This window comes from Nonomuraea sp. NPDC050153 (assembly GCF_044460125.1).
In the GTDB taxonomy this organism is placed as follows: domain Bacteria; phylum Actinomycetota; class Actinomycetes; order Streptosporangiales; family Streptosporangiaceae; genus Nonomuraea.
The window spans coordinates 607,782-633,178 of the sequence record NZ_JBITJQ010000002.1; the positions used below are offsets into that span (position 1 = coordinate 607,782).

The 25,397-nt window shown below is 71.2% G+C and carries 21 protein-coding genes; 8 read left to right on the forward strand and 13 right to left on the reverse strand.

Annotation, left to right across the window (positions count from 1 at the left end):
- Positions 1-2: 2 nt before the first annotated feature.
- From ACIBQ1_RS07025 to ACIBQ1_RS07035, 3 genes are all read left to right on the forward strand, one after another.
- Positions 3-1,007 (forward strand): carbohydrate ABC transporter permease, encoded by a 1,005-nt coding sequence (locus tag ACIBQ1_RS07025; RefSeq protein ID WP_397275129.1) that lies wholly within the window; start codon positions 3-5, stop codon positions 1,005-1,007.
- Positions 1,007-1,858 carry a carbohydrate ABC transporter permease gene (locus ACIBQ1_RS07030; protein ID WP_397275131.1) on the forward strand — a complete coding sequence of 284 codons (852 nt, stop codon included), beginning with the start codon at positions 1,007-1,009 and terminating at the stop codon, positions 1,856-1,858. The genes ACIBQ1_RS07025 and ACIBQ1_RS07030 overlap by 1 nt, the downstream gene beginning before the upstream one ends.
- A gap of 67 nt (positions 1,859-1,925) precedes the next feature.
- Entirely contained in the window at positions 1,926-3,365 is a 1,440-nt protein-coding gene (locus ACIBQ1_RS07035; RefSeq protein ID WP_397275132.1) for a glycoside hydrolase family 3 protein, read from the forward strand.
- Between the two features lie 46 nt (positions 3,366-3,411).
- On the opposite strand, the gene ACIBQ1_RS07040 is transcribed toward ACIBQ1_RS07035, so the two are convergent.
- Positions 3,412-4,593, reverse strand: coding sequence for an ROK family protein (locus ACIBQ1_RS07040; RefSeq protein WP_397275133.1), 1,182 nt, complete (start codon positions 4,591-4,593; stop codon positions 3,412-3,414).
- Positions 4,594-4,740: 147 nt separating this feature from the next.
- Here ACIBQ1_RS07040 and ACIBQ1_RS07045 point away from each other — a divergent pair, with 147 nt between their 5' ends.
- A complete protein-coding gene (locus tag ACIBQ1_RS07045) occupies positions 4,741-5,190 on the forward strand; it encodes an RrF2 family transcriptional regulator (protein WP_387565158.1) in 450 nt (149 codons plus the stop codon).
- Here ACIBQ1_RS07045 and ACIBQ1_RS07050 read toward each other — a convergent pair whose 3' ends face one another.
- From ACIBQ1_RS07050 to ACIBQ1_RS07060, 3 genes are read right to left on the reverse strand one after another with little or no spacing between them, the layout of a single operon-like run.
- Positions 5,191-7,089, reverse strand: coding sequence for a protein kinase (locus tag ACIBQ1_RS07050; RefSeq protein WP_397275135.1), 1,899 nt, complete (start codon positions 7,087-7,089; stop codon positions 5,191-5,193). It lies immediately after the preceding gene.
- Positions 7,086-9,038 (reverse strand): protein kinase, encoded by a 1,953-nt coding sequence (locus tag ACIBQ1_RS07055; RefSeq protein WP_397275137.1) that lies wholly within the window; start codon positions 9,036-9,038, stop codon positions 7,086-7,088. The genes ACIBQ1_RS07050 and ACIBQ1_RS07055 overlap by 4 nt, the downstream gene beginning before the upstream one ends.
- Before the next feature lie 24 nt (positions 9,039-9,062).
- Positions 9,063-10,292: an MFS transporter gene (locus tag ACIBQ1_RS07060; RefSeq protein ID WP_397275139.1), complete on the reverse strand. Its 1,230-nt coding sequence runs from the start codon at positions 10,290-10,292 to the stop codon at positions 9,063-9,065.
- 82 nt (positions 10,293-10,374) lie between these two features.
- On the opposite strand from ACIBQ1_RS07060, the gene ACIBQ1_RS07065 reads away from it, so the two are divergent.
- A complete protein-coding gene (locus tag ACIBQ1_RS07065) occupies positions 10,375-10,971 on the forward strand; it encodes a TetR/AcrR family transcriptional regulator (RefSeq protein ID WP_397275141.1) in 597 nt (198 codons plus the stop codon).
- Between the two features lie 9 nt (positions 10,972-10,980).
- Entirely contained in the window at positions 10,981-11,760 is a 780-nt protein-coding gene (locus ACIBQ1_RS07070) for a DNA-formamidopyrimidine glycosylase family protein (RefSeq protein WP_397275142.1), read from the forward strand.
- Here ACIBQ1_RS07070 and ACIBQ1_RS07075 read toward each other — a convergent pair.
- The 6 genes from ACIBQ1_RS07075 to ACIBQ1_RS07100 all read right to left on the reverse strand — a co-directional run bounded on the left by ACIBQ1_RS07075 (position 11,757) and on the right by ACIBQ1_RS07100 (position 18,273).
- The gene (locus ACIBQ1_RS07075) at positions 11,757-12,113 is read right to left on the reverse strand and encodes a helix-turn-helix domain-containing protein (protein WP_397275144.1); all 357 of its coding nucleotides are present in this window, start codon (positions 12,111-12,113) and stop codon (positions 11,757-11,759) included. The genes ACIBQ1_RS07070 and ACIBQ1_RS07075 overlap by 4 nt on opposite strands.
- Before the next feature lie 277 nt (positions 12,114-12,390).
- Positions 12,391-12,882: a CinA family protein gene (locus tag ACIBQ1_RS07080; RefSeq protein ID WP_397275146.1), complete on the reverse strand. Its 492-nt coding sequence runs from the start codon at positions 12,880-12,882 to the stop codon at positions 12,391-12,393.
- Positions 12,883-12,885: 3 nt separating this feature from the next.
- Positions 12,886-13,458, reverse strand: coding sequence for a CDP-diacylglycerol--glycerol-3-phosphate 3-phosphatidyltransferase (gene pgsA / locus ACIBQ1_RS07085; RefSeq protein ID WP_397275147.1), 573 nt, complete (start codon positions 13,456-13,458; stop codon positions 12,886-12,888).
- Positions 13,455-14,864: a 30S ribosomal protein S12 methylthiotransferase RimO gene (gene rimO, locus ACIBQ1_RS07090; RefSeq protein ID WP_397275149.1), complete on the reverse strand. Its 1,410-nt coding sequence runs from the start codon at positions 14,862-14,864 to the stop codon at positions 13,455-13,457. Before rimO ends, pgsA begins: the two co-directional genes overlap by 4 nt.
- A gap of 60 nt (positions 14,865-14,924) precedes the next feature.
- On the reverse strand, positions 14,925-15,695 hold the full coding sequence (locus tag ACIBQ1_RS07095) for a helix-turn-helix domain-containing protein (protein ID WP_397275151.1): 771 nt from the start codon (positions 15,693-15,695) through the stop codon (positions 14,925-14,927).
- 76 nt (positions 15,696-15,771) lie between these two features.
- Positions 15,772-18,273, reverse strand: coding sequence for a DNA translocase FtsK 4TM domain-containing protein (locus ACIBQ1_RS07100; RefSeq protein ID WP_397275153.1), 2,502 nt, complete (start codon positions 18,271-18,273; stop codon positions 15,772-15,774).
- 146 nt (positions 18,274-18,419) lie between these two features.
- Between ACIBQ1_RS07100 and ACIBQ1_RS07105 the strand changes: the two genes are divergently transcribed.
- Together ACIBQ1_RS07105 and ACIBQ1_RS07110 are read left to right on the forward strand one after the other, a co-directional pair.
- Positions 18,420-19,088 (forward strand): tyrosine-protein phosphatase, encoded by a 669-nt coding sequence (locus ACIBQ1_RS07105; protein ID WP_397275155.1) that lies wholly within the window; start codon positions 18,420-18,422, stop codon positions 19,086-19,088.
- A gap of 150 nt (positions 19,089-19,238) precedes the next feature.
- Positions 19,239-21,692 carry a SpoIIE family protein phosphatase gene (locus ACIBQ1_RS07110; RefSeq protein ID WP_397275156.1) on the forward strand — a complete coding sequence of 818 codons (2,454 nt, stop codon included), beginning with the start codon at positions 19,239-19,241 and terminating at the stop codon, positions 21,690-21,692.
- Positions 21,693-21,868: 176 nt separating this feature from the next.
- Here the strand turns inward: ACIBQ1_RS07110 and ACIBQ1_RS07115 are convergent, their stop codons facing one another.
- The 3 genes from ACIBQ1_RS07115 to ACIBQ1_RS07125 all read right to left on the reverse strand — a co-directional run bounded on the left by ACIBQ1_RS07115 (position 21,869) and on the right by ACIBQ1_RS07125 (position 25,307).
- Complete coding sequence (locus ACIBQ1_RS07115) at positions 21,869-22,807, reverse strand: aldose epimerase family protein (protein ID WP_397275158.1); 939 nt, start codon at positions 22,805-22,807, stop codon at positions 21,869-21,871.
- On the reverse strand, positions 22,804-23,766 hold the full coding sequence (locus ACIBQ1_RS07120; protein WP_397275159.1) for a LacI family DNA-binding transcriptional regulator: 963 nt from the start codon (positions 23,764-23,766) through the stop codon (positions 22,804-22,806). The genes ACIBQ1_RS07115 and ACIBQ1_RS07120 overlap by 4 nt, the downstream gene beginning before the upstream one ends.
- Before the next feature lie 746 nt (positions 23,767-24,512).
- Positions 24,513-25,307, reverse strand: a complete 795-nt coding sequence (locus ACIBQ1_RS07125; RefSeq protein ID WP_397275160.1) for an NAD-dependent epimerase/dehydratase family protein — start codon at positions 25,305-25,307, stop codon at positions 24,513-24,515.
- Positions 25,308-25,397 lie beyond the last annotated feature (90 nt).

Here is a 25,397-nt window from a genome sequence, read left to right on the forward strand (position 1 = left end):
CTATGACGAACACGTCAACGCTCGCCCGGGGCGGAGGCAACACCTCCACCCCGGGACGGCGCCGCTCACACCGTCCACCGCGAGCCAGCGGGCTGCCCGCCTGGTCGATCCCCTACGTCCTGCTGATCCCGGGGCTGCTGGTCATCGGGGCGCTGCTCCTGTGGCCCCTGATCCAGATGGTGATCATCTCCTTCCAGAAGGTGGGCCTCGTCCAGATCTCGGGCAAGAAGCCGGCCACCTGGGTCGGGCTCGAGAACTTCACCAAGGTCTTCGAGAACGACATCTTCTGGTCCTCGCTGCGCAACACGGTGGTGTTCGCGGTGATCGCGGTGCCGCTCACGCTGATCCTCGGCACCGCCGTCGGCATCCTGCTGCACCGGCTCGGCAAGAAAATGTCGCTGTTCGTCATCATCGGCATCATGTTCGCCTGGGCGGTCCCGCCGGTGGCGCAGGGCGTCATCTGGCGCTGGCTGTTCGACGCCGAGCGAGGCATCGTCAACTGGGCGCTCAACCTGCTGCCCGACTGGCTCTCCAACGCCCTGTTCGGCCGGGCCGACTGGACCGGCCAGCCGTGGCTCAACGACGCCTGGTCCATCTACATGGTGCTGATCATCTGCGTCGTCTGGGCGGGCTTCCCGTTCATCGCGGTCTCGGTGCTGGCCGGGCTCAAGGGCATCCCGGCCGAGCTGTACGAGGCGGCCAAGGTGGACGGCTCGGGCCCGTGGCGCACGTTCAGGAAGATCACCTTCCCGCTGCTGAAGCCGGTGTTCGCGGTGCTGACCGTGCTCTCGATCATCTGGGACTTCAAGGTCTTCGCCCAGCTGTACGTGCTGGCCGGCACCACCAACCGGGAGGCGTACAACCTGTCGATGTACGCGGTGACCGAGGCGTTCAAGGCCCCGCCGAAGATGGGATCGGGCGCGGCCATCGCGGTGGTGCTGACCGTGATCCTGCTCATCGTCACCGCGGCCTACATCCGCCAGATGTTCAAGCAGGAGGAGCTGTGATGAGCCCACTGGCCCGCAGGCGCCTGGGGAAGGTCGCGCTCAACGCGGCAGGCGTGCTGGTCTTCCTGGCGGCGATCTTCCCCGTCTACTTCATGGTCTCCACTGGCTTCAAGGCGAACGACCAGATCTTCACCACCGAATTCATCCCGTTCCCCACGCACTTCACCCTTGAGCACATCACGCGGGTGCTCACCGACGGCGTGGCCGGGCACTCGATCTGGCTCTACATGCGCAACAGCGCGATCGTCGCGCTCGGGACGGTCCTGATCGGCGCGGTCTTCGCGCTGCTGTCGGCCACCGCCGTGGCCCGGTTCCGGTTCAAGGGGCGCACGCCGTTCCTGGCGCTGCTGCTCGTCGCGCAGATGATCCCGTCCGAGGCGCTGCTCATCCCGCTGTTCCTCGGCGTCAAGCGGCTGGGCCTCTATGACCAGTTGCTCGGGCTGATCGTCACGCAGGTCGCGCTGACGCTGCCGTTCGGGATCTGGATGCTGCGCACGTTCGTCGCCGCCGTGCCCAAGTCGCTGGAGGAGGCGGCCTGGATCGACGGCGCGAGCCGGTTCACCACCTTCTGGAAGGTGCTCTTCCCGCTGGTGGCCCCGGGTCTGGTCGCGACCAGCATCTTCTCGTTCATCACCGCGTGGAACGAGCTGATCATGGCGCTGTACCTGATCAACGACCCGACCAAATACACGATGCCCCTCGCCCTGCAGTACTTCTTCGGGCAGAAGGGCACCGACTGGGGCGCCATCATGGCCAGCTCCACGATGATGACCATCCCGGTCGTCATCTTCTTCCTTCTCGTACAACGCCGCATGGTCTCCGGCCTGGTCGCCGGGGCTGTGAAGGGCTGACATCCGCAGGGGCGAATGCCTTGTTCGACCCTGCTCATTTTCTGGGCCCGAAAACAGATGAGGAGCCATGAGTCAGAGTGATCGGGGGCTGCGCCGTCTCGCGGCCGGCACGCTGCTCGTAGCCTTCCAGGGCACCGTGGCGCCCGAATGGGTGCTGCGCGAGCTGGAGCAGGGCCTGGGCGGCGTCACGCTCTTCGGCTTCAACGTGGCCGACCCCGGCCAGGTACGCGACCTGACCACCGCGCTGCGGGGCGCCGGTGAGCCCGTCATCTCGCTGGACGAGGAGGGCGGCGACGTGACGCGGCTGGCGTACCACGTCGGCAGCCCGTACCCGGGGAACGCGGCGCTCGGCGCGGTGGACGACGTCGAGCTGACCCGCCGGGTCTATCGCGCGATCGGCTCGGAGCTGGCCGCCTGCGGCATCAACCTGGACATGGCGCCCAGCGCCGACGTCAACACCGAGGCCGACAACCCGGTGATCGGCACCAGGTCGTTCGGGGCCGACGCGGAGCTGGTCTCCAGGCACACGGTGGCGGCCGTACAGGGCCTGCAGTCGGTGAACGTGGCCGCCTGCGTCAAGCACTTCCCCGGCCACGGCGCGACCCGGGTGGACTCCCACCTGGCGATCCCGGTCGTGGACGTGGACCTGGACGTGCTGCGGGAGCGGGAGCTGGCGCCGTTCCGCGCGGCGGTCGGCGCGGGGGCCAGGTCGGTGATGACCGCGCACGTCGCGGTGCCGGCGGTGACGGGCGAAACGCCCGCCACGCTGTCCAGCGCCGCGCTCACCGGGCTCCTGAGGGGCGAGCTCGGCTACGACGGCGTGGTCATCACCGACGCGCTCGACATGCAGGCGATCACCAGGAGCGTGGGCCTGGCCGGCGGCGCGGTGCTGACGCTCGCGGCCGGGGCCGACCTGCTGTGCCTCGGGCCGCTGCCGACCTACGACGACGTGCAGGCCATCATCGCGGAGATCGTCTCCGCGGTGGGCGAGGGTCGCCTCCGGCTTTCCCGGCTGGAGGAGGCGGCGGCGCGGGTGGCGGCGCTGCGGGCGTGGTTCGGGGCGCCCGCGACCGTCGCCGCCGAGCAGAACGTGGTCGGCCTGCATGCCGCGCGCCGCGCCGTGCGGCTGACCGGAGCGACGGAGCCCCTGGTCGAGCCCCTGGTGGTCGAGGTGGACACCCCGCCGACGATCGCCGTGGGCGACGTGCCGTGGGGTGTGGGCCCGTGGCTGCCGGACGCGGAGATCGTCCGGGTCAAGCCCGCGGCCGCCGACATCCCCGGCCTGCTGGCCAAGGCCGTGAACCGGTCCCTGGTCGTGGTGGTCAAGGACGCGCACCGCCACCGGGCGAGCCAGGACCTGGTCTCCGCGCTGGTGGCGGCCCGCCCGGACGCGACGGTGATCGAGATGGGGCTGCCCGTGTGGCGCCCCGAGAGCGCCGCCTACATCGCGACGTACGGGGCCGCCAGGGCCAACGCCCAGGCCGCGATCGAGCTGCTCACGGCCTAAGGCGCCGGCAGCTCCTCGCGGGCCTGGTCGAGGGGCTGCGCACGGCCTAAGGCGCCAGCAGCTCCTCGCGGGCCTGGTCGAGGGCGGCCAGCACGGCGCCGCGCAGGACCGGGTTGGCGTCGGTCACCTTCGTGGTCACGACCTGGGGGCGTACCGGGCAGATGCCGGCCACGGCCTCCTCCACCCGGGACGTGAGCGCGGATCCGCCGGCGTGGCCCACCTCGCCGCCCAGCACGACCAGGCCGGGGTCGAGGATCACGCACACGGCGGCGACGCCCAGGGCGAGCCGGTTGGCGATCTCGTCGAGCAGCGGCTCGCCCTCGGCGCCCGCCGCCATCGCGACCTTGACGCACTCGCCCGCGCTCCCGGCCGCGAACCCGTACGCCTGGGCCAGCTCCGCCACCGCCTCGGCGCTGACCAGCGACTGCAGGCCGCCCGCCAGCGACGGCAGCCGCCCTGGCTCGGTGCGGACGTCCTCGGGCAGCGGCACGCCGGGCACCGGCAGGTAACCGATCTCGCCCGCGCTGCCTGAGCGGCCCCGGTGCAGCCTGCCGCCGAGCATGATCGCCAGGCCCAGGCCGCGGCTCGACCACAGCAGGACGAAGTCGTCGAGCCCCTTGGCCGCCCCGTCGGCGCGCTCGGCGATGGCGGCGAGGTTGACGTCGTTCTCGATGGTCACCTCGCGCCGCAGGTCGCCGGCCAGGGCCTCGTGGATGCCCTCGTGCCAGCCCGGCAGGTCGAACGAGAAGCGCACGTCGCCGCTGCGCGGATCGACCACGCCGGGCGTGCCGATCACGACCCCGCGCAGCTTCGACAGGCTGATCTTGGCGCTGCGGCAGGCCTTGACGATCGCGCCGTGGACCACCGAGACGGGGTCGTCGTGGCCGCCGGGGTCGACCGTGACCTCGGCGATCGTGTGGCCGTGGATGTCGGCGACCGCGGTGGAGATCAGCTCGGGGCCGACCTCCAGACCGGCCACGTACGCGCTGGAGGGGATCACGGAGTAGAGGGCCGCGTTGGGCCCCCGCCCGCCGGCCTGGGCGCCGACCACCTCGACCAGGCCGCGCTCCTCCAGCCTGGCCAGCGTCTGCGAGGCCGTGACCTTGGACAGGCCGGTCAGATCGCCGATCTGGCCGCGCGTCATGGGGCCTGTGGCAAGCAGCAGGTCCAGCGCGGCCCGGTCGTTGATCTCCCTGAGCAGTCTGGGCACACCAGGACGTCGCTCCACGCTGAATTCCGCCGTCTCATGAGAACCGCTGTTATCGAAAAGGTTGTTGGAAGTTTAGCGCTCTCACCATCGGGTGCATTCGGATCGCGTGCCCGTTCTGACGAGCTTGCGCCTAACCAGTGTTGACCAGGGGGGATAATCGAGAACATGCGCCTTTCCGCTCGTGTCGACTACGCCCTCCGCGCCGCCGCCGAACTCGCCGCAGCCGGTGCAGGCCCGACTACCGTGGGCGAGCTCGCCAAGGAACAGGACATGCCACCCAAATACCTGGAGAACATCCTGTTGCAGATGCGGCGTGCCGGGCTCGTGCGCGGGCAGCGTGGGCCTGAAGGTGGCTATGTGCTGGCCAGGCCCGCCGCCGACATCTCGCTGGCCGATGTGATCAGGGCCGTGGACGGCCCGCTGGCCAACGTACGCGGTGAGCGGCCCGAGCACGTCGGCTACCGGGGGCCCGCCGAGTCGTTGCAGCAGGTGTGGATCGCGTTGCGCGCCACCGAGCGCGCCATCCTGGAGGAAGTGACGCTCGAACAGGTCGCCTCCGGGGCGCTGCCCGAGCGCGTCCGCCAGCTCGCCGCCGACCCGGCCGCCTGGGACTGATCACTTCCGGGTGAACCAGAGCACCACCTTGGCGAGTTCCCCCTTGGGCCCGGCGGCCAGCCTCCGCACGGTGCGGCCGGTGGCGTCCGCGAGGACCACGTCGGTGTTCCTGCCGTCGGGCACGCTGGCCAGGAAGTGGGCGTCGTCGAGCCACCCGTGGAAGGCGCCGCCCTTCGGCAGCCGGGCCACGCCTTTTCTGCCGCCGCTCTCCGCATCCCAGAAACAGACATTTACCGAAATTTCTGGGCATTTCGTGGCAAAGATTGACCCGAGCGTGGTGCGGGCCATGCTGCCCGCGTACAGCTCGCCCACCCCCGTGAACGTCCGCACCGGCCTGCCTTCGAGATCCAGCACCCGCACGGCCCCGCCGGGCATCCCGTGGACCACGCTCCTGCCGTCGGCGCCCCACCCGAACTTGACCTCGCTCCCGCCGACGGCCTCGGTGACCTTGACGGTGCCCGCGACCGGGTCCACGATCGCGAAGCCCACGACGCGGTCCCGCTCGCGGTCCTCGACGACGGTGGCCAGCCATCGCCGCCCGTCGGCCGACCAGCTCGGGTGGAACAGCGTGTCGGGCTTGTCGACGGTACGGACGTGCCGGTCCTGGCCGGTGGCGCGCTCGCGCATCCAGACGGTCTCGAAGTCCGACTTGCGGAGGCGGGTGGCCGAGAGCGAGGCCACGTAGCCGCCGCCGGGCGAGACGATCGGCTCCTCGAAGCCCCCGAAGTACCCGAAGGTCCCCGTGGCCGCGTCCCGCACATACGAGGGGTAGCCGGTGCCGTCGCGCTGGTCGTGGTACGACGACACCCAGACCGGGTCGGCCGCGTTCTCGTACAGCGTGATCCGGGTGTCCGGGATCTTCGACTCGGCCGTCGAGGTGAGCGCCATTCGCCCCGCCCGCGGGGCGGGCAGGGGTGCGGCGGCGGAGGTGGGGGTGGGCGCGCCGGGCGTCGGCCGGGTGAGCAGCACGGCCGCCGTCACGGCCAGAGCGGCCGTCACGGCCCCGGCGACGAGCCACCACCGGCGGGCGGGGCCCGGAGGCCGACCGGGGGGCGGTGTCGCGGACTGCTGCCCTTCGGCCAGGAGCCGCTGCTCCGGCACCTGGTGGCCGAGCAGACCGAGCAGCGCCCGCGCCGCGGTGGGGCGGGCCTCCGGGTCCTTGGCCAGGCACCGCATCACCAGCTCCCGCAGCTCGTCGTCGAGACCGCCCAGCTCGGGCTCGGCGTACAGGATCCGGTTGATCAGCGCGGGCACGTCGCCCGTCCCGAACGGCGGGGTGCCCGTCGCGGCGGCCACCATGGTCGCGGCCCAGGCGAACATGTCGGCCCGCGGCCCCGCCGGCCGCCCGCCGAACTGCTCGGGAGCCATGTACGGGGGCGTCCCCACCAGGTGGTCCCCCTCGAGCTCCGACTCCTCCAGCGCCCTGGAGATGCCGAAGTCGATCACCCGCGGCCCGTCCCTGCTGAGCAGCACGTTGCCGGGCTTGAAGTCCCGGTGCACCACGCCCGCCTGGTGGATGGCCGACAGCGCGGTCAGCGTGCCGATGGCGAGCCTGCGCAGCTCCGCTCCGCGCAGCGCGCCGCGTTCCCGGATCGCCTCCGCCAGCGAGGGCCCGTCGACGAACTCGCTCACCACGTACGGGAGGCCGCCCAGCTCGCCGCTGGCCAGCACCTGGGCCGTGCAGAACGCCTTGACCCGGCGCGCGTACCCGATCTCCTGCCGGAAGCGCGTCCGCGCGTCGGGGCCGTCCAGCCCGGTCCCCAGCATCTTGACCGCGACCCGCCGCCCTTCGGGCGCCTCACCGAGGTAGACCACCCCCTGGCCGCCCTCGCCGAGCCGGCCCACGATGCGGTACCCGCCCACCTGAGCGGGGTCGCCGGCGATCAGCGCTCTCATCATCGCGGCACGGCGGCGAACTGCAACGAGGCCTTGCGCGGGTTCACGTCGGCGAGCACGCGGACGGTCTTGCCGACGAGATCGATGATCTTGACCTGGGCCGTTTCCTTCTTCTTGCCCGGCTCCTGCACCAGCAGGTGCGACTCGTCGAACCAGCCGAGCAGGTTGCCCTCCGAGTCGGCGAGGGGCACCGTTTTCAGCCTGTCGCCGGTCGCGGCGTTCCAGACGCACAGGTCCTTTCTGCCGCCCGGACAGACGGTGACGAACTGCTTGCCCGACGGCGAGTACCAGTCGCGGTCCCGCGGCAGGCCCACCCAGTGCATCGACTTGGTCACCTGGCCCGAGTCGCTGTAGAAGTCGATCCCGTTGGTCTTGCCGTCGAAGTAGGCCTTGGCGATCCTGCCGTCGGGGGTGAAGGTGAAGCTGAGCGAGGCGTTGTCGGTGAAGGCCGTCTCGACGTGGACGGCCTTCCTGGCGGCCACGTCGACCAGGACGAAGCCGACGATCCGCTGCGGCTTGCCGTTGTCGACGACCGAGAGCAGCAGCCTGCGCCCGTCGCGCGACCAGGCCGGGATCATGGTCTGCAGAGGCTTCTTGACCGTGGCGACGGTGAAGCTCTCCCCGGTGGACAGTCTGGTGAACTTCACCTGGTCCATCTCGGCGTTCTGGAACTTCAGCCACGGGTTGAGCGCGACCCAGTCGCCGTCGGGCGAGACCATCGGCTCCTCGGCCATGCCGACGGCCTTGAAGGCGCCCGACCTGTCCCTGACGTAGCTGGTGTACTTGCCGGCGACCTCCAGATAGGCCGCCAGCCTGACGGAGTCCTTGGGGTTCTCGTGCAGGGTCGCGCCGACCACCGGGAGCTTGGTGTCGGTGGCGGCCTTCGCCTCCACCTTCTCCACCGGCACCTGCGTCAGCGAGGAGGTGACGGTGGGCGTGGTGCTCGGCGCGGGTGTGGTGGCGGCGACTGTCCTGACCGGCGCCGGCTCGTCGACCAGCACGTACACGGAGGCTCCGGAGAGCAGCGCCCCGGCCGCGAACGCCGCGGCCAGCGCCGCCAACCCCCGGCCGCCACGGCTCGGCGGCCTCGTCTCCTGCCCGGCCACCGCGAGCGGCGGGACGGGGAGCGGAGGCTGCGGGGCGGGCGGCCGGGGGGCGGGCGGCACCTGCCCGGTCAGGAACAACGTCTGGCCCACCAGCCGTAACAGCACCTCGCTGGCGCCGGGCCGCCGGGCCGGCTCCTTGTCCAGGCAGGCCACGATCAGGCCGTGCAGCTCGCCCAGGTTGCCGGGCAGCGTGGGCGCGTCGTGGACGATCCGATCGACCGTCGCGGCCATGGAGCCGCCGTCGAACGGGGCCGCCCCCGTCGCGGCGAACACCATGGTGGCAGCCCAGGAGAACACGTCCGCGGGCGGCTCTGCCACGGCGCCCCGCAGCCGCTCGGGCGCGGTGTACGCGGGCACGGCGACCTTGCGGGTGGAGATGGTCGCCTCGGTCATCGCCTGCTCGAGACCGGTGTTGATCAGCCGCGGCCCGTCCGGGCCGAGCAGCACGTTGCCGGGCCGGATGTCGCCGTGCACGAGCCCGGCCTGATGGATCGCGACCAGCGCCGTGATGGTGCCGACCGCGAGCCTGTGGAGCCCCACCTCGCTCAGGCTCCCCCCGGCCTCTTCGAGCGCGGGGCCTTCGACGTATTCGCTGACGACGTACGCCTGCTCGCCCAGCAGGCCGGTGGCCAGGATCTGCGCGGTGGTGACGGCGGAGACGCCCTGCAGCCGCTCCATGGCCAGCAGGAAGGGCTCAGGCTCCATCTCCGCCGGCAGCAGCCTGACGGCCACGGGTTCGCCGGAGCGGGACCGTCCGGCGTACACGCTCGAGCTCAGGCGGCCCGTCAGCCGATATCCGCCGATCTCGGCGGGGTCGCCCCCGCGTAAACCTGTGATCTCCGGCATGCCCCGCTCAGCCTTCCGCCAGGCCTACTCCTCGCCCGTCATTATGGTCTCCCCCGCCGCCCCGACGCAGCCTTTCCCGATCATCAACCGCCCGCCTGGGCGCCTCCTTGCCTTGTTCGCCGCCGCCCAGAAGAGCGCGAGGGCGGCCAGCTCGACGACGGCCGCCGCCAGGGGGAGCCGGCCGCTTCCGTGGCTCTCCAGAACGAGCCCGCCGATCGCGCCACCGCCGGAGACCCCGACGTAGACGGCGCTGCCGTTGAGCGCCAGCGCCTGCGGCCCGGCCGGGCCGGCCAGGGCGAGCAGCCGGGCCTGCGCGGTCGGCGGGATCCACCACGACACGGCCGCCCACACCAGCAGCAGCGGCAGGAGCGCCAGCAGCGGCAGTGGCCGCAGTGCCCAGCAGACGGCGAACAGGCCCATCACCGCCGTGAACCCGGCGATGCCCGCGATCAGCGCCCGGTCGGCGCCCCACCGGTCGGCGGCCCACCCGCCGAGTTGCCCGCCCGCCAGCCCGGCGAGCCCGGCCAGCGCGAACACCCACCCCAGCTCCGCCGGCCCGGCCCCGGCCAGGTCCCGCAGGAACGGCGCGAGATAGGTCATCAGCATCATGCTGCCCAGCACGATCCCCACGACCCCGAGCAGCCCGAGCAGCACCCGCGGCCGGGCCAGCGGCGCCAGCCGCTCCCTGACCGGCATGGCGGCCGCCGGGGGCGACTCGGGCAGCGTCGCCCTGATCGCGACCAGGGCGGCCAGCCCCAGCAGCCCGCCGAGCCCGAACGTGGCCTGCCAGCCGAACGCGCCGCCCACCCACGTGCCGATGGGCACGCCGAGCATGAGGGAGCCGGTCATCCCGCCCATCACCAGCGCCAGGTATCGGCCTCGGCGCTCTTCGTGCGCCGGCGAGGTCGCCAGGGCGTACACGGCGGGCACGACGGCCGCTGCGGCCAAGGCCGCCAGCACGCGCAGCCCCATGAGGACGGCGTAGGACGTCGTGAGCGCCGCCGCCCAGTTCGCCGCCGCGAACAGCGCCAGGGCCCAGGTGAGCAGCCCGCGCCGGGACCAGGTGGCGCTCACCACGGAGGCCACTGGCGCCCCCAGCGCGAACGCCAGTGAGAAGGCGGTGACGAGCTGCCCTGCCGCCGCCTCGCTGACCCCCAAGTCGGCGGAGACCTCGGGCAGCACACCCGCGATCACGTAGTCGTCGGTGGCGAGGGTGAACGTGGTGAAGACCAGGGCGAGCAGCCACGCGGGCATGGGTATCCCCCAATAAGGGTAACAGTCGTTTCCCATATAGGGTAACAGTCGTAACCCCAGCGACCTCAAAGGGATTTCGCCGATGGCCAGGACCGCCGACCCGCACCGCCGGGCAGAACTGCTCGACCAGATCGTCGACTACCTGGCCCAACACGGCCTCTCGACCCTGTCGATGCGCCCGCTGGCCGAGCACCTGGGCAAGTCCACCCGCGTGCTGACCCACCACTTCTCCGACAAGGAGGCGCTGCTCTCGGCCACCATGGAGCGCCTGGACGAGCGGCACCGCGAATGGCTGCGCGCGCTGCCTGGCTGGTCGGGCTCCGACAGCGTGGGCACGATCATCCGCCGCACCTGGGACTGGCAGGCGCGGGAGGAGAACCTGCCGGTCGCCCGCCTGATCCACGAGATCGAGGGCCTGGCGGCCGGCGGCAGGCTCCCCGGGCCCGTGCCCCGGCTGCTGGCGGACCGGTCGGAGTTCGTGGCGGGCCTGCTGCGCGATCGAGGCGTCCCGGAGGCCGACGCGCTGCGGATCTCCACGCTGGCCAACTCGGCGTACACCGGGCTGCAGATCGACTTCCTCACGACCGGCGAGCGCGAGCGTGCGGAGGAGGCGCTGGACCAGCTGTGCGCGCTGGTGGACGACTGGGTGGCCGCGCACGGAACGGGACCGCGTTCTTAGACTGGAGGGATGCCCGAAGGAGACGCCGTCTACCGCACGGCCGCGAGGCTGCGCGGGGCGCTGGACGGCCAGGTGCTCACCAGGTCGGACTTCCGCGTCCCCAGGCACGCCACGGCCGACCTGACCGGCCGCGCGGTCATCACCACGGTCTCCAGGGGCAAACACCTGCTCACCCGCGTCGAAGGCGACCTGACCGTGCACACCCATCTGCGCATGGACGGGAGCTGGCAGGTCATGGCGGCGGGACGCCGGACCGCGCCGGGCGACCAGGTCAGGCTGGTGCTGGCCAACCAGCGGTGGCAGGCCGTGGGGGTCAGGCTGGGAATGGTGGATCTCGTCAGGACAGGCGAGGAGGAGCGGCTGGTCGGCCATCTGGGGCCGGATCTGCTCGGCTCGGACTGGGACCCGGATGAGGCCGTGCGAAGGCTGCGAGCGGCGTCCGACAGGACCATCGGGGAGGCGCTGCTCGATCAGCGCAACCTGGCGGGGATCGGCACGATCTATCGCGCCGAGACCCTTTTCCTGCGCGGGATCTGGCCGTGGAAGAAGGTCGGGGAGATCGAGGATCTCAACGGGCTCGTGTCACTGGCCCAGCGCTTGCTGGACGCGAACAAACGTCATGCGGGCACGGTGACCACAGGTGATCGCCGCCCGGCGCACCAGACGTGGGTCTACGGCAGGGCGGGGAGGCCCTGTCGCCGATGCGGCACCCGCATCAGCCGTGGGGAGATGGGGGCGCAGCCACAGGAACGGCTGATCCTGTGGTGTGCTGGCTGCCAACCGGCTTAGGCAGCCACCATGTCCTTGACTTCGGGGAACACGGAGTCGGTGATCGACCCGGGAACCGTCTCCGCAAGGGGCAGCCGTTCGCGATCGGGCACGTCGGCCAGCACAGGGGCAGCCTGGAGCTCCGCCAGCGAGAACTGGTCGGAAACCTCACGCAACACCTGCGAAAGGGGCACTTCGAGCGCGCCGCAAATGGACGCCAGCAACTCCGACGAGGCCTCCTTCTGGCCGCGCTCGACCTCGGACAAGTAGCCGAGCGAGACACGTGCCTGGGTGGACACCTCGCGTAGCGTGCGTCCTTGCCGCACCCTCAACCGCCTCAGCACGTCGCCGAGCAGCTGACGCAGCAGAATCATCTGTCGCTCCCTCCCCGGCGCGGACGATGACTTCACCACGCCCCGCGCGATCGGATCGTGCCGCACTTTGGTCTTCTTACCTTCGTACATACTCCTCGCCGTCATCATCGGGCGTCGCCGACCCTGGACTGCCGCTCGCGACTCTTCAGGCCCGCCGGCCGGGCGCTCGGGGTTTGCAGTTGGCTCACGGACCTCACTCACAGCTCCACCGTACCCGTATCCACCGACACCGCGTCAGACCGTGCTTGGCATGTTCGCTCGGGACGTAACACGGTAATCACCCGGAATGTTCCCCTTTGTTCGCCTTCAGCACACCTGACAGTAGATCGACTGCCTCGTCCACCGTCTCTACCCTGATACGTTCACGCGACCCGCTAAGTCTCAATTCACGCCCCCAAATCCTGCCCCCTGGCCCGCAGACGGCCGCGTACACGGTGCCGACGGGCTTGCCGTCCTGCGGCTCCGGCCCGGCCACCCCCGTCACGGCCAGCCCGTACGTGGCCCCGCACAGCCGCGCGACCCCCGCCGCCATGGCCGCGGCCACCTCAGGGTGTACGGCCCCCTCGCGGCGCAGCAACTCCCCCGGCACCCCCAGCAGCTCGTGCTTGAGATCGGTGGCGTACGAGATGACCCCGCCCCTGAACGCCTTCGACGACCCCGAGACCGACGTGATGGCGGCCCCGATGAGCCCGCCGGTCAGCGACTCGGCCACCGCGACCGTGGCGGACCGGCCCACGAGCATCGTCAGAACCTCGGCCACATCCGCCATCGGTCACTCCCCGCGCACCTGTTTCGCGACCTTGCGCAGCCGCACCGCCCTGATGACGTAGTCGACCCCGGTGGCCACGGTGACCACCAGAGCCGCCCCCATGACCACCCACCGGACGGGCCCCGGCACCCACGGCAGGAGGTAAAGCACGATCGCGGCGATCTGCAGCACGGTCTTGACCTTGCCGCCGTAGCTGGCCGGGATGACCGCGCGCCGCAGCAGCACGAACCTGAGGACCGTGATGCCGATCTCCCTGCCGAGGATCGGGATCGTGACCCACCAGGGCAGCTCGTTGAGTATGGACAGGCTCACCAGCGCCGCGCCGGTGAGCGCCTTGTCGGCGATCGGATCGGCGATCTTGCCGAAGTCGGTGATGAGGCCGTACCGCCTGGCCAGCTCACCGTCCAGGTGGTCGGTGATCGAGGCCACCGCGAAGACCGCGAGCGCGGTCACCCGCCAACCCGTGCCCGGCAGGAAGAGGCATACGACGAAGAAGGGGACGAGCGCCAACCGGAGAACCGTGAGGACGTTGGCGATGTTCCACGGGCTTACCACGCGGCGCTCGTCCCTTTTCATGGACTGGCCTTGATACGCGCGATCAGGTCGACCCCCTCGGAGTCGACCACGACCGCGCGCACGATCTGCCCCTTGACCAGGCCGATGCCCTGCACCGTGACGGAGCCGTCGACCTCGGGGCCCTGGTGGGCGGCCCGGCCCTCGTAGCCGCCGTCGCCCAGGTCGTCGTCGATCAGCACGTCGACCTCGGTGCCGATGCGCTCCTCCGCGCGCTGGGCGGTCAGCTCCTCGGCCAGCTCGGTGAGCACCCGCACGCGCTCGTCGATGACCTCCTGGTCGAGCTTGCCCGGCAGCCCGGCGGCCTCCGTGCCGTCCTCGTCGGAGTAGCCGAACACGCCGATCACGTCGAGCCTGGCGGCCTCCAGGAAGCCCACCAGCTCGCCGAACTCCTCCTCGGTCTCGCCGGGGAAGCCCACGATGAAGTTGGAGCGCACGCCCGCCTCAGGGGCGCGCTCGCGGATGCTCTCGAGCAGCCCGAGGAAGCGCTCGGGGTCGCCGAAGCGGCGCATCCGGCGCAGCACGGTGCCGCTCGCGTGCTGGAAGGACAGGTCGAAGTAGGGGGCGATCCCCTCGGTGTCCGTGATCACGTCGATCAGCCCCGGGCGCAGCTCGGCGGGCTGCAGGTAGCTGACCCGTACCCGGGAGACGCCCTCGACCGCCGCCAGCTCGGGCAGCAGCTTCTCCAGCGCCCGCAGGTCGCCGAGATCCTTGCCGTAGGAGGTGGAGTTCTCGCTGACCAGGACGAGCTCGCGCACGCCCCGGTGGGCCAGCCAGTCGGCCTCGGCCAGCAGCTCGTCGGGCCGGCGCGAGACGTAGGAGCCGCGGAAGGCCGGGATGGCGCAGAACGTGCAGCGCCGGTCGCAGCCGGAGGCCAGCTTGAGCGAGGCCACCGGGCTCTCGTCGAGGCGCTTGCGCAGCACGCGCGGGCCGCTCACGGGCGCCAGCCCCTCGGGCAGGTCGCCGTGACCGGGGATGTTGGCCTTGGGCGCGCTGGCACGGTCCACCGGCGAGATGGGCAGCAGGGTACGGCGGTCACGTGGCGAGTGCGGCTTGAGCGGCCGCCCGGCGAGCACGTCGTCGAGACGACCGCCGATCTCCGTGTAGTCGTCGAAGGAGATGACCGCGCTGGCCTCGGGCAGCGCCTCGGCCAGCTCGTTGCCGTAGCGCTCGGCCATGCAGCCCGCTGCGACCACCTTTACACCGGTGTCGGCGGCGGCCAGCAGCGTGTCGATGGAGTCTTTCTTGGCCGAGTCGATGAAGCCACACGTGTTGACGACGACGACATCGGGGTCGTCGTCGCCCAGCTGCCAACCGGCAGCCTCAAGTCGCGCGGCCAGCTCCTCGGAGTCGACCTCGTTGCGCGCGCAGCCCAGAGTGATCAGCGATGCGGTTCGGCGGGATGACATGGTGAACACTACGGTATCGGGAGTTGGCCACCACCCGATGCACGGGCTCCCGCCAGATGACTATCGCGCGGCTGTTTTGGGCGGCCCGAACGAGCGCCGCACCAGCTCCCCCCTGCCCGCGTCCAGCTTCACTTTCTTGCCGTTGACCTGGAGCGTAACGGCCGACGCGTCCGCGAGCAGCACGTTGACCTTGTCTTCCGCGCTCCACGTGTCGGACTTTCCGGCCTTCAGCGTCCCCGAGAACAGCTTGCGCCCCATGGCGTCGTGAGCCTGGACGTACGACGACCGCTTCGCCTTGATCTCGACGGTCACCATGCGTTTGACCGCCTTGGCCGCCGCGGGCCTGGGCTCGATGGGCATGTTCGGCGGGACCTTGGGCCGGGCCGAGGCCACCTGCACGTCGGCCGTCCGCACCTGGTCGCTCGCGCCGCCCAGCACCCGCATCATGCCGAAGACGACCACGATCGCCAGCGCGACCCCGAGCGCCATCGTCCAGTTGGGCCCCCGCCGCTCCGGCACGTTGATCTTCTTGTCGGCCTGGAACACGGCCGAGGCCGCGACCGGCCTGGGCGCCCCGCCGTGCTGCTGGTCGTAGAGATGGACGGTGGCCTCCGGATCGAGCCCCACGGCCTTGGCCACCGCCTTGACGTGCCCTCTGGTGTAGAAGTCGCCACCGCACTGGCTGCCGTCATCCTGCTCCAGACTTTGGATGATCGCCTCGCGGATCCTGGTTGCCGAGCTGACCTGCTCGACGGTCAGCCCGGCCGCTTGCCTGGCCGCCGCCAGCATGGCCCCGATGCTCTGCTCCTGCACAACGAACGCCTCCCCCACGGCACCTGCACCTGCCTACCACTATGGGTAGTGGTTTATATTCAACCAGTTACTACCCGGCAGGCACGCATTGGGGTCATTCGCCACGCAGGTCGGCGAGCAAACCCGGTAGATCGTCCGGTTTGACCATCACCTCGCGGGCCTTGGAGCCCTCGCTCGGGCCGACCACGTTCCGGCTCTCCAGCAGGTCCATCAGCCGCCCGGCCTTGGCGAACCCGACCCGCAGCTTGCGCTGCAGCATCGAGGTCGAGCCGAACTGGGTGGTCACGATCAGCTCCGCGGCCTGGATGAGCAGGTCGAGGTCGTCGCCGATGTCCTCGTCGATCTCCCGCTTGACCGGCGCGGCCGACACGTCCTCGCGGTATTCGGCCTGCATCTGCGTCTTGCAGTGGCCGACGATCTCGGCGATCTCCTTCTCGGAGACGAACGCGTTCTGGATGCGGATGGGCTTGCTCGCGCCCATCGGCAGGAACAGCGCGTCACCCTGGCCGACCAGTTTGTCGGCGCCCGGCTGGTCGAGGATGACCCGCGAGTCGGTCAGGCTCGACACGGCGAACGCGAGCCTGGACGGCACGTTCGCCTTGATCAGGCCGGTGACGACGTCGACGGAGGGCCGCTGGGTGGCGATCACGAGGTGGATGCCGGCCGCGCGGGCGAGCTGCGTGATGCGCACGATCGAGTCCTCGACGTCGCGCGGGGCCACCATCATGAGGTCGGCCAGCTCGTCCACGATCACCAGCAGGTACGGGTACGGCTGGTAGACCCGCTCGCTCCCGGGCGGCGGCTGCAGCTTGCCCGCCCGCACGGCCTTGTTGAACTCGTCGACGTGCCTGAACCCCGACGCCGCCAGGTCGTCGTAGCGCCGGTCCATCTCGCCCACGACCCATTCGAGGGCTTCTGCGGCCTTCTTCGGGCTGGTGATGATCGGCGTGATCAGGTGGGGGATGCCCTCGTACACGCTGAGCTCGACCCGCTTCGGGTCGACCAGCACCATGCGCACCTCGTCGGGCGTGGCCCGCATCAGGATGCTGGTGATCAGCCCGTTCACGCAGACCGACTTACCGGCGCCGGTGGCGCCGGCGATGAGCAGGTGGGGCATCTTGGCGAGGTTCGCGACGATGGTGCGGCCCTCGACGTCCTTGCCCAGGCCGACGATCATCGGGTGGTGGTCGGCCTGCGCCACCTGCGCGCGCAGCACGTCGCCCAGGGCCACCAGGTCCTTGTCGGCGTTGGGGATCTCGACCCCGATCGCCGACTTGCCCGGGATGGGCGACAAGATCCGGACGTCGGCGGACTTGACGGCGTACGCGATGTTCTTGGTCAGCGCCGTGACCTTCTCCACCTTGACCGCGGGCCCCAGCTCGATCTCGTACCGGGTCACCGTCGGGCCACGGGTGAACCCGATCACCTGCGCGTCGATGGTGAACTGCTCCAGCACGCTGGTCAGCGCGTTGACCACGGTGGTGTTGGCCTTGGTCTGCGGCTTGGGCGCCGTGCCCTGCTTGAGGAACTGCAAGTCGGGCAGGCTGTACGGGCCCGCCTGCGGCGACAGCACGAGCTGCTCCACCTTGCGGGGCGCGGGCGTCGGCTGGGGCGGCTCAGGCCGCTTCTCGGCCTCGGGAGCGGGCGCCTCCGCCTCGTCCGTCAGACCGGGCACGATCTCGGGCGAGTGCTCGGTCCGCTTGTCGTTCTTGTCCGACAGGACCGGCGTGTCGTACGGCTTGACCGAGTCGGGCCCCTCCTCGGCGGGCTTCTTCCCGGCCCTGGTCCGCTTCTTGCCCGGCTGCCGCGACTCGGGTTCGGCGTGCCGTTCGAAGAGCATGTGCTTGAGCTCGGTCAGCCGCTCCGGGATCCGGTGCACCGGGGTGGCGGTGATCACCAGCACCCCGAACCCGGACAGGAGCAGCAGCAGCGGGATCGTGATCCACGGCGGCAGGATGCTCATCGGCGGCGCTGACACGATGAACCCGATCATGCCGCCGGCCTGCGACACCTTGTCCATGCCCTGGCCTTCGCCGGCCGGGTAGGGGGTGCCGTTGGCCACGTGGATGACGCCCAGCACGCCGACCATCAGCGCGGCCCACCCGATCACCATGCGCCCGGTGTCGGCGTTCTGGTCGGGGTGGCGCAGGTAGCGCCAGGCCAGCAGCCCGAACAGCAGCGGCAGCGCCCACGCCAGCGAGCCGAACACGCCGTGCACGGCCGTGTTCACCACGCCCGAGACCGCCCCGTCGGCGTTGCGCCAGGTCATGGCCGCCAGCACGATCGCGCCGGCGAGCACCGTCAGGCCCACGCCGTCGCGCCGGTGCGCGGGATCGAGCTCGCGGGCGTTCTTGCCCAGCGCGCGGGCCGTGCTGCCGATGCCGTTGGCGAGCAGCATCCACAGCCCGACGATCAGCTTGCCGATCATCGTGAAGACCCAGCTGATCGGGTCCTGGTGAGTCATCGAAGGCTTGCGGCCGGAGGCCGCCCTGGGACGCCCCGTCGACGAGGCCCCGCGCTTGACGGGGGTCGAGCGAGACGAGGTCGACCGCTTCGCCGGCCCCTTCGATGCGCTTTTCGGCGTACGGGTGGCCATGATGCCAAAGGTACGTCGGAGACACCGTGGATCGCGCGTAGGCTCGCCGAGGACCCCGCCAAACGGGCACGAAGATCCCGGGAAGGTTCACCCGATGTCCACATAAAAGCCGCGCACCCGCAGACAACTCCTTCCTGAATGGTCCTATGCCTCTCCTCAACTTCCGGGACGTCGCGACGGAGACCGCGCTGCGCCCGGGTGTGCTCTACCGCTCCGCGCAGCCGCACACGCTCACGGCCGACGACGCGAAGCTGGTGGCCGGGCTGCGGCTCATCGCCGACCTGCGCGGCGACAACGAGCGGGCCCCCGGGGACTGGGCGCCCGTGCTCGGCGGCGCCGTCCGGCACGCGCTGCTCGGCGCGGGCTCCTCCGACGCCTCACCCGCCCAGCTCGCGGCGCTGCCGCCCGACCTGACCCTCGGCGACCTGTACGTCGGATTCCTGCGGCACCGGACGACGTGGTTCGCCGGCGTCGTCGCGGAGATCGCCGACGGCCTGCCCGCCCTCGTCCACTGCGCCGCCGGCAAGGACCGCACCGGCATCGTCGTCGCGCTCATCCTCGACCTGCTCGGCGTGGACCACGAGGCCATCGTCCGCGACTACGCGCTCACCGCGAAGGCGCTGCCCGACATCATGCTCATGCTCGGCCTGACGCCGTCGCGGGACGCGCCCGCCGCGCTCCTGGAGGCGCCGGAGAGCGCGATGCGGACGTTCCTGGCCACGCTGGGCGAACTCGGCGGCGCGGAGCGGCTCCTGCTGGCCAACGGGCTCACCAGGGCGCACGCCGACCGCCTCAGGGCCGCCCTCGTCCCCTGAACTCATCGGTCGGACCCTGAAACCCGTCAGTCGGGGCCCTGAACGCGTCGGGCGGGGCCGCCTTCTTCACAACAGGAGGTATCAGCCGCACCATTCTGCCACTCTGAGAGTCACCGGACTGCCACATCGAGTGATGTTCTAGGACGCAGAGTGGACACGACAAGGGTGTCGAGCACGGCCTTCGACGGGACGCCGCATGCCCCGGCTCACGCGCGCAAGTTCGTCCGCCAGGTGCTCGGCGAGTGGCGCCTGGGCCACCTGGCCGAGGACGCCGTGCTGCTGACCGGCGAACTCGTCGCGAACGCCGTCGAGCACGCGGGCACCGGCATCGAGCTCACCTGCCGCCTGGACGTGGAGGCCAGCCCTCCGAAACTGGAGATCGAGGTCGACGACCGCCACCCCGCCCGGACGATCCTGGCGGCCGAGCCCGTGCCCGAGCCGACGCGGGCCTCCGGGCGGGGCCTCGCCCTCGCGGGCATGCTGGCCGACGCCTGGGGCGTCACGTACACGAGGACCGCCAAGCGCGTCTGGGTGCGCATGGAGATCACGGACGGCTGCGAGGTCCAGGAGGCCCCGCCGGCGCCGCTCAGCGCGGCGCCCATCGAGACGCTGCACGTCGGCGTCGTCGTGGCCGACCGCGACGGGGTCGTGCAGTCGTGGAACCCGGAGGCGGAGAAGCTGCTCGGCTGGCGGGCCGACCAGGCGATCGGCCGTTCCCTGGAGCGGCTGGTGGCCTGGCGCGGCCACGGACCGTACGCGCTGTCGCTGGCCGACACGCTCAACCTGGGCCGCTGGCGGGGCGAGGCGCACATGCGCCACCAGGACGGCAGGCTGGTCCCCGTCTACGTCTCGCACCTGCGCTCCAGGCGGCAGCGGTGCTCGATCTGGATGATGGTGGCCGCCGACCATGGCTACGTGCTGGCGCCGCCGCCGGCGCCGCAGCTGCGCGGGGCGGGCCGGCGCATCAAGGACCTGCTCGACCAGGACGTGCCGTTCGCCGAGCTGCTCGACACGATCGCCCAGATCGTGCAGATCTCCAGCGGGGGCGACGCCGCGTACGTGCTGCTCGCGGCGGAGGGCGGCAACAGGTTCGGCGTGGCGGCGGGCGCGGGCGCGACGGCGGGGCTGGTGGGGGTGCTGGCCACCGGCGTGTTCGGCGCGGAGCGCAAGACCCCCACGATGATCGAGGACCTGCTCGCCGTGGACGTCGAGCTGGCCGAGCAGCTGCGCGCCAGATCGCTGGCGTGCGCGCCGCTGCTGGCGGGCGGCGAACTGGCCGGATACATCGTGGTGACCGCGACCCAGCCGGACCGCTTCGACCAGGAGCTCACGGTCAGCCTCCAGCACATCGCCGGTCAGGTGGCCGTGCCCGTGCAGCGCGAGCGGCTGGCCGAGCAGGACCGCGCGCACCGGGGGCGGCTGTCGTTCCTGGCCGAGGCGGGCGAGCTGCTGGCCGGCGTGCACGACGAGGAGCTGATCGCGGCGCTGACCGCGCAGCTCGTCGTACCCAAGATCGCCACCTGGGCGGCCGTCTACCTGACCGACCTCGCGGGCATGACCAGGCTCGCCCACGTCTGGCACAGTGAGGAGCGCCACAACGCCGACCTGCGCAAGTCGCTGCCCGCCATCCCGCGCACCGCGCTCAGCGACGTGAGCTGGCCGGTCGGCCCCGAGACCGTGCTGTCGTTCCCGCTGCTCACGCAGGGCAGGTCGCACGGGGCGCTGGTGATCGGCCGCGCCGAGCCGACGCTGCCGCTGGAGCTGGCCGACCTGCTGTCCGACCTGTGCCGCCTGGTGGCGCTCAACCTGCACACCGCCATGCTGTACGCCAGGCAGGCGACCACCTCGCGGGTGCTCCAGCGCAGCCTGCTGCCCATGCGCGTGGCGCCCATGCCCGGCCTGGAGTCCGCGGTCGTCTACGAGCCGGCCGAGGAGGGCGCGCACGTCGGGGGCGACTTCTACGACCTGTTCACGGTGGCCGACCACTGGTGCTTCGCCCTGGGCGACGTGTGCGGCAGCGGGCCCGAGGCCGCCGCCGTCACCGGGCTGGCCCGCCACGCCGTACGCCTGCTGGCCAAGGAGCACTACACGGTCGCCGACATCTTCGACCGGCTCAACCACGCGCTGCTGGAGGAGGGCGAGGAGGGCAGGTTCCTCAGCCTGCTGTGCGGCGAGCTGACCCCGCTGCCGCAGGGCGGCGCGCTCTGCACGATCGCCTCCGCGGGTCACCCTCCGCCGCTCCTGCTGCGCCCGAACGGCAAGGTCGAGCCCATGGCGACCCCGCAGCTGCTGCTGGGCATCGAGTCCGGCGCCAGGTTCTACGTGGAGACGTTCGAACTGGCGCCGGAGGAGCTGCTGCTGTGCGTCACCGACGGGGTGACCGAGCGGCGCGACGGCACCCGGCTGCTCGACGACGGCGACGGGCTGGCCACGCTGCTGTCCGGCTGCACGGGGCTGAGCGCCCACGCGGTGGCGGAACGCGTGCGGCACGCGGTCGAGACGTTCGCCGAGGAGCCGTCACAGGACGACGTGGCCCTGCTGGTGATCAAGGCCTCCCCCGTCCTGCGCCGTGAGGGCGCGCCGTCACCCGGCCTGAGGCCGTAATCAGGCGACGGCTCCCCGGCGACCGAGCCCGCCTCACGGAGTGAGGCCATGAACAGGTGAGGGAGCGCCGTCGCCTGGACTGAGGAGCGCCGGGAGCGCAGCGACCAGAGCGACGAGGGAAGGCGACGGCTCCCCGGCGACCGAGCCCGCCTCACGGAGTGAGGCCATGAACAGGGTCAGGACGTGAACCGGTACGTGGTCGTCGAGGTGCGCCGCTGGCCCGGCCGGAGCACGGTGGAGGGGAACTGCGGCTTGTTCGGCGAGTCGGGGAAGTGCTGCGTCTCCAGGCACAGCCCGCCGAAGGGCCCGTACGGCGTCGCGTCCCCGTCCAGCATGTGGCCGGTGTAGAACTGCACGCCCGGCTCGGTCGTCGTGACCTCCATGGTCAGGCCGCCGGCCGTCACCGTGGCGCCACCGCCGCCGAGCACGTAGCAGTGGTCGTAGGCGCCGTCGTTCCGCTCCCCCACGGCGTGCGGCTCCGTGAAGTCGAACGGCGTGCCCTTGACCGGCGCGAGCTCCCCTGTGGGGATCTTGGCCTCGTCCACCGGCAGGTAGTGCTCGGCGTCGATCCGCACGACGTGGTCCCGCACGTCGCCCTCGCCCGCCAGGTCGAAGTAGGAGTGGTTGGTGAGGTTGACCACGGTCGGGGCGTCGGCCTCCATCTCGTAGTCGATGCGCAGCGCGTCATTGTCGAGCGTGTACGTCACCCGGGCGGTCAGCGTGCCCGGGTAACCCTCGTCCCCACTGGGGCTGATCAGCCTGAACGTCGCCGACTTGGCGTCGTTGGACTCGATGGTCCACACCTGCTTGTCGAAGCCCACGATGCCGCCGTGCAGGTGGGCGGTGCCGTTGTTGACGGCCAGCTCGTACTCGACGCCGTCCAGGGTGAAGCGGCCGTTGGCGATGCGGTTGCCGTACCTGCCGACGACCGCGCCGAAGTAGCGGCTGCGGGTCTGGTAGTCCTCCAGCGTGTCCAGCCCGAGCACCACGTTGCGGCCGGACACCTCCAGCGAGCGCACGATGGCGCCGTACGTGAGCACCTCGGCACGCAGCCGTCCTGACGACAGCTCCACCAGCTCGACGCTCTCCCCTGACGGCAGCGTTCCGAAGTTCATGATTGGGCCCTTCCCGTGGACTCGCGGACAATGAGGGCGGTGTCGAGGGTCACTGTCGCGCCCTCGCCCCCCGACTGGAGCAGCAGGTCGACGGCCATCCTCCCGGCGGCCACGGCCGGCATGGCCACCGTGGTGAGCTTGGGCCGGTTGAGCCGTCCCGGCAGGATGTCGTCGAACCCGATCACACTTATCTGGTCTGGTACCCCTATCCCCATCTCCGACAGCCCCTCAATGAGGCCAAGCGCGACGAGATCGTTGTACGCCAGCACCGCCGTCGCCCCGCAGGCCGCCACGTCGGCGGCCACCGCCAGGCCGCCCGACTCCGTGGGCTGGTTGGGGCCGAAGAAGACGAGGTCCAGCCCGGGCGCCTCGGCCGCGGCCCCCTGCATCTCGTTGCTGGTCCACGAACCGATCGGGCCCGACACGAGCGCGATCCTGCGATGCCCCAGCCCGACCAGGTGCTCCAGCGCCAGCTTGGCGCCCTGGGCGACGTTCATCAGCACGGCGGGCATGCCCTTGATCCGCCGGTTGACCACCACGAACGGCACGTCCTCGGCCAGCCGTTCGATCATCTTGTTCGACAGGCGCGGGCTGCACAGCAGGACGCCGTCCACCTGCTTGGTGAACGTCCTGATCAGCTCCTCCTCGACGCGCGGGTCCTCGTCTGTGTCCGCCACGAACACGTGGTAGTCCCGGCCCCTCGCCTGCGCCTGGGCGGCCTTGATGAGCGGCGGGAAGAACGGGTTGGCGATGTCGGCCACGATCAGGCCCATGTTGAACGTGCGGCCGGTCGTGAGCGCCCTGGCCGCGCGGTTGGGCCGGTAACCGAGGTCGTCGGCGGCGGCCAGCACGCGGCTCCTGGTGGCAGGATTGACGAGGTGGGGCGCGGAGAAGGTGCGGGACACAGTGGACACATGCACGCCGCAGACACGGGCCACGTCCTTGATCGTCGCCGCCATCGCCGTCCTCCCTTGCAAACGGTTGCCAGACTAAACCTTGACCTTCACACCTGTCGCCGTCAAGGTTCTTGCAACCGGTTGCCGGGTACTCTCACGACAACCGCCCGCTGACCCCACCCGCTACCGCCCTGACACGCCCCACACCCTCAGGGTCCACCATTAAGCGCCGACGCGGACCACGTCACGCCCAGCGCCACCGTGGGGGGCATTCACACGCTCAACCGCGCCACCGCAGCCGAGCACCCTGCCGCCCGCCCACGTCAGCGCCTTCACCCGCCACGCCGCCGCACCGCCGCGCCCCGCTGAACCGCCGCCCAGGCCGCCTCGCCGCGCCGCCTCACCAGCCGCGCCACCTCACAGCACCACGCCGCACCACCGCGCCACACCCCACCAGCGCCCCGCCAACCCGCGCCGCCTCGGCTGCCCCGCAGCGCAATGGGTCGTGTCCCGCCGCACGACCGAAGGCTCATCGCGGATGCTCCCCACGGCCGCGGCCCAGCGGACGCGCTCCAGGTGGCCGCCCCACACGGCATCCGGCGAGCCACCGCTGCCGAGCCGGCCCCGCCCCACGTGCGCCGCCCCCACCGCGCCCCCGCGTGCCCCGACCCAGCTTCGGCCCCTTCATGCCGATCTCACGTGCGCCCGCCCATCCGACGCCCGTACCACCCGGAGGGGCGGCGTCCCGCGAGGACGGATGCGGCCGAGCTCAGGCCCGGCGACGGCCGCCGGTCAACCGAGACGCCCGGTCACCAGCGACCCCCCAGCTCGTTGAGGGTGAACACCCCACCGGCACGGTTGTGGAGCGGCGCGGAAAGGTCCGGCTCCCCCTGCTCGGCGATGAGTGCCGCCTCCTGGGCGTCGGAGGAGTCGCGGGACTCGTACCCGATGGCCTTGGCCTCCTCCAGCGACCACCACCGCCGCGCGTTGTCCGAGACCCCCCAGACCACGTGGTACCCGGGCGCGGTCAGCGCCGCCTCGATCAGCCGGGCCAGGTCGTCAGGCGAGATCCACGTGGCCAGCCCGCGTGTGTCGCCGGAGGCCTCGTTGCAGGTGCCGAGCCGGACCACGGTGACGTTCATGCCGAACCGGTCGTGGTACAGGCTCCCCAGGGCCTCCATGGCGACCTTGCTCACTCCGTAAAAGGTGTCAGGCCGGGGAAAGGCGTAGTCGGGCAGGTCGGAGCCGTCGGCGGGCCGGGTGTGGAAACCGGCCGCGTGGTGGCTGCCCATGAGCACCAACTGCTGGACGCCCTCTTCTCGCGCCGCCTCCAAAAGCACTTGCGTGCCGTTGATGTTGGCCTGCACGATGTCTGCCCAGGGATGTTCCCGGCTCTGGCCGCCAAGGTGAACCACCGCGTCCACGCCCTTCATCGCCTCGGCCACCGCGGCCGGGTCGGCGAGGTCGGCCGTCACCCACTCCTCGCCGGGGCCTGGCTCGATCGGGTGGAGGTCGGAAAGCCGCAGGGTGCGGCCGTCACGGGCGAGCCGTGGGCGGAGCAGCGTGCCGACTTTTCCAGCGGCTCCGGTCATAAGAATGCGCATGTCTCATGGTGTACACGATTCTGACCGAAATTCACATCCTTGAATATTGACCGTGAACCATGCCGCTAGTTACGTTCGCAGACACGAGTT